The sequence below is a fragment of the Streptomyces sp. MB09-02B genome (genome assembly GCF_033794485.1).
Classification (GTDB): domain Bacteria; phylum Actinomycetota; class Actinomycetes; order Streptomycetales; family Streptomycetaceae; genus Streptomyces.
In genome coordinates this window covers 1-2,866 of sequence record NZ_JARGEE010000693.1, presented here as the reverse complement: position 1 = coordinate 2,866, position 2,866 = coordinate 1, and the positions used below count along the sequence as shown (strand labels likewise).

3 protein-coding genes are annotated in these 2,866 nt (G+C 69.0%); 2 read left to right on the top strand and 1 reads right to left on the bottom strand.

Annotated features, from left to right (window positions below; all coding sequences use genetic code 11):
- Window positions 1–785: hypothetical protein (locus tag P1P70_RS42920; protein WP_319247673.1), on the bottom strand; the 785-nt coding region annotated here is incomplete at its 3' end.
- A 514-nt stretch (window positions 786–1,299) separates the two neighbouring features.
- Here P1P70_RS42920 and P1P70_RS42915 point away from each other — a divergent pair.
- Both P1P70_RS42915 and P1P70_RS42910 read left to right on the top strand, forming a co-directional pair.
- Window positions 1,300–2,280, top strand: a complete 981-nt coding sequence (locus P1P70_RS42915) for an ATP-binding protein (protein WP_319247672.1) — start codon at window positions 1,300–1,302, stop codon at window positions 2,278–2,280.
- A 17-nt stretch (window positions 2,281–2,297) separates the two neighbouring features.
- Entirely contained in the window at window positions 2,298–2,690 is a 393-nt protein-coding gene (locus P1P70_RS42910) for an SCO5389 family protein (protein WP_319247670.1), read from the top strand.
- Window positions 2,691–2,866 lie beyond the last annotated feature (176 nt).

Here is a 2,866-nt window from a genome sequence, read left to right as displayed (position 1 = left end):
GGGGACGACTCGGTCTTCGGGGTGTCGTCGGCGGGCGGGTTCTCGTCCGCAGGGGGGTTCTCGTCGGCCGGCGGCTGCTCGTCGGCCGGCGGGTTCTCCTCGGCGGGCGGCTGGTCGCCCGCGGGGGGCTGCTCCTCCGCCGGCGGGTTCTCCTCGGCCGGCGGCTGCTCGTCGGCCGTGCAGTCCTTCGTGCCGCCGTTCCAGGCCGCGATCAGCTTGTCCTTGATGACCGGGCGGTCGGGGCCCTTGGGGACGTCGCCGTGCTCGAAGCCGTCGTTCTCGTCGAGCTTGCCGTCGAACTTCACGGCGCCCCGGTAGAGGTCGATCTGGGCGTAGCAGCCCGCGTCGGGGACGGCGATGTCGAGGGAGTCCGTCGCGCCCTTCTTGACCGTGACCGTGTCGAAGTCGACGAAGACCTGCTCGCCGGAGGTGGCGAAGGTCGGGCCGTGGGCCAGGTAGGACGCGAGGGAGACCGTGCAGGTCGTGGCGTCGGCGGCGGCGCGGACCTTGATGTGGACCTTGCCGTCGTCGGTGGGCTTGAGGTTCTGGTCGTCGAGCTTGACCCAGTCGGCGAACGTCACGCCGTCCAGCGAGAACTCGCAGCGGTCGGTCTCGGTGGCCGTGCCCGCGCCCTGGCCGGGGGCGTAGCTCTTCTTGCCCCAGCCGTCGCCGCCGCCGGGTGTGTCATGGGCGAACGCCGGGCCGGAGACCGCCGCGCTCAGCGCAAGAGCGGCGATGCCCGTCCCCACCAGGCGGCTCACGATGACACGTCTCGCTATGGACATGCGGATCCCATTCTCGAACTCGGAACGTCGGTACGTACGAGGCCCCTGGGCGCGGCGGCAGCACGGCAGCACGAGGCTGCCGGAGGTCGCGCCGGGGGTGAGTGGTCGAAGAAAACACCGGGCTCAGGGGTCACTTGAGCCACAGGGTGGGGACATCGTTTACCAAGGGGTAGGGGCTGTCAACCTCGGCTAACGCCGACGGAGCTGGGCCTTCGACGGTCCGTCGGGCACCACCACGCCCCGCGCGGGGCACATATGGGACACAAGGGGAATCAGTTCCTCCGGGAAACCACTGGGACACCATGGGGGCCTCATGAGGACCTCATGAGGCCCCCATGAGCACACCAAGACCAGGGCGCCACCGCAAAAGGTTCACCAACTCGCTTACACATACAAGGGAGTTGATCGCGGGCGGATTTGACAAGCCGCCCGTCGCTCCCGAATCTACGTTCATGACATCCATTTTCATTATCGGCGTCAAGGGTGCCGCCGAGAGCGAGCGGGGTGACGGTTCATGCGTGTGGCCTTCGTAGGCAAGGGCGGCAGCGGCAAGACGACGCTCTCCGCGCTCTTCGCCCGGCACCTCGCCCGGTCGGGCGCGCCGCTGGTGGCGATCGACGGTGACATCAACCAGCACCTCGCGCACGCGCTCGGTCTCGACGAGAGGACGAAGTTCGCCGCCCCGCCGCTGAGTTCACGCACCGGCGAGATCAAGGACCTGCTGCGCGGCACCAACCCGCGGATCGTCTCGCGGGAGGCGATGGTCAAGACGACGCCGCCTGGCCGCGGGTCCCGCCTGCTGCGGCTCCTCGGCGACGACGACCTGCACGCCCGGCACGTCGAGCGCGTGGGCGAGGTGCCGCTCATGGTCACCGGCGCCTTCGACGAGAGCGACCTCGGAGTGGCCTGCTACCACTCCAAGCTCGGCGCGGTGGAGCTGTACCTCAACCATCTCGTCGACGGGCCAGGCGAATACGTCGTCGTCGACATGACCGCCGGCGCCGACGCGTTCGCCTCCGGGCTCTTCACCCGGTTCGACATGACCTTCCTGGTCGCGGAACCGACGCGGAAGAGCGTCTCCGTCTACCGGCAGTACCGGGAGCACGCCGCCGAGTTCGGCATCCCGATCGCGGTCGTCGGCAACAAGGTCGCCGACGAGGACGACCTGCTCTTCCTCAAGGAGTACGTCGGCGACGACCTGCTGGCGTACTGCGTGCAGTCGTCGTACGTCCGCGCGCAGGAACAGGGGCGGCCGCAGGGCGAGTTGGAGGCGCACAACCGGCACACGCTGACCCTGCTGAAGGACGCCGTCGACGCCCGCGCGAAGGACTGGGCCACCTTCCAGCGCCACGCCGTCGAGTTCCACCTCCGCAACGCCGCCGCCTGGGCCAACGACGCCACCGGGCACGACCTGGCCGCCCAGGTGGACCCCGAGTTCCACCACGGACCGGAGGCGCTCGCCGCCGGGGCCGCCCCCTCCGTAGTCTCCCTCTGATCAGAACAGGAACATCCATGTCGCTCGACGTCTCCCCGCAGTTGCTCGCCGATGCCGAGAAGGGCGAGGTGCGGGAGCAGGAGTTCGTGGAAACGGTGCGTACGTCGCTGCCGTACGCCTACGAGCTCATCGCCTCGCTCGTCGGTGAGCTGCGGGCGGGAACCGCGCCGTTCGCCGACAACCGGACTCCGCCGCCGTCGGAGAAGGAGCGGGGCCAACTGCTGCGGGCACTGTCCAGCGACGCGATCCGGGGGAGCCTGGAGCGGCACTTCGGTGTGGCCCTCGCCTTCCAGAACTGCCACCGGGTGGCGGTCTTCCCGACGGAGGCGCGCGGCGGCGAGACGTACGCCCGCTTCACGTCGCTCCGGTCGCAGATCCTCAACCAGTCGCCGGAGTTCCGCGACTGCTGACGCCCCGAGTCCGGCCTGAATCGGCCGGCGACCGCCCCCTCCGCACCCCTCCCGCGGAGGGGGCGGTCGCCGGCCGATTCCCGTCCCTTCAACACATCTCCTACAGCACGAGTCAAGCAGAAAACACATATTCCACTTCATGCCTGAAAAAAACAAAAAGGAGAGAAAGAAAGGGG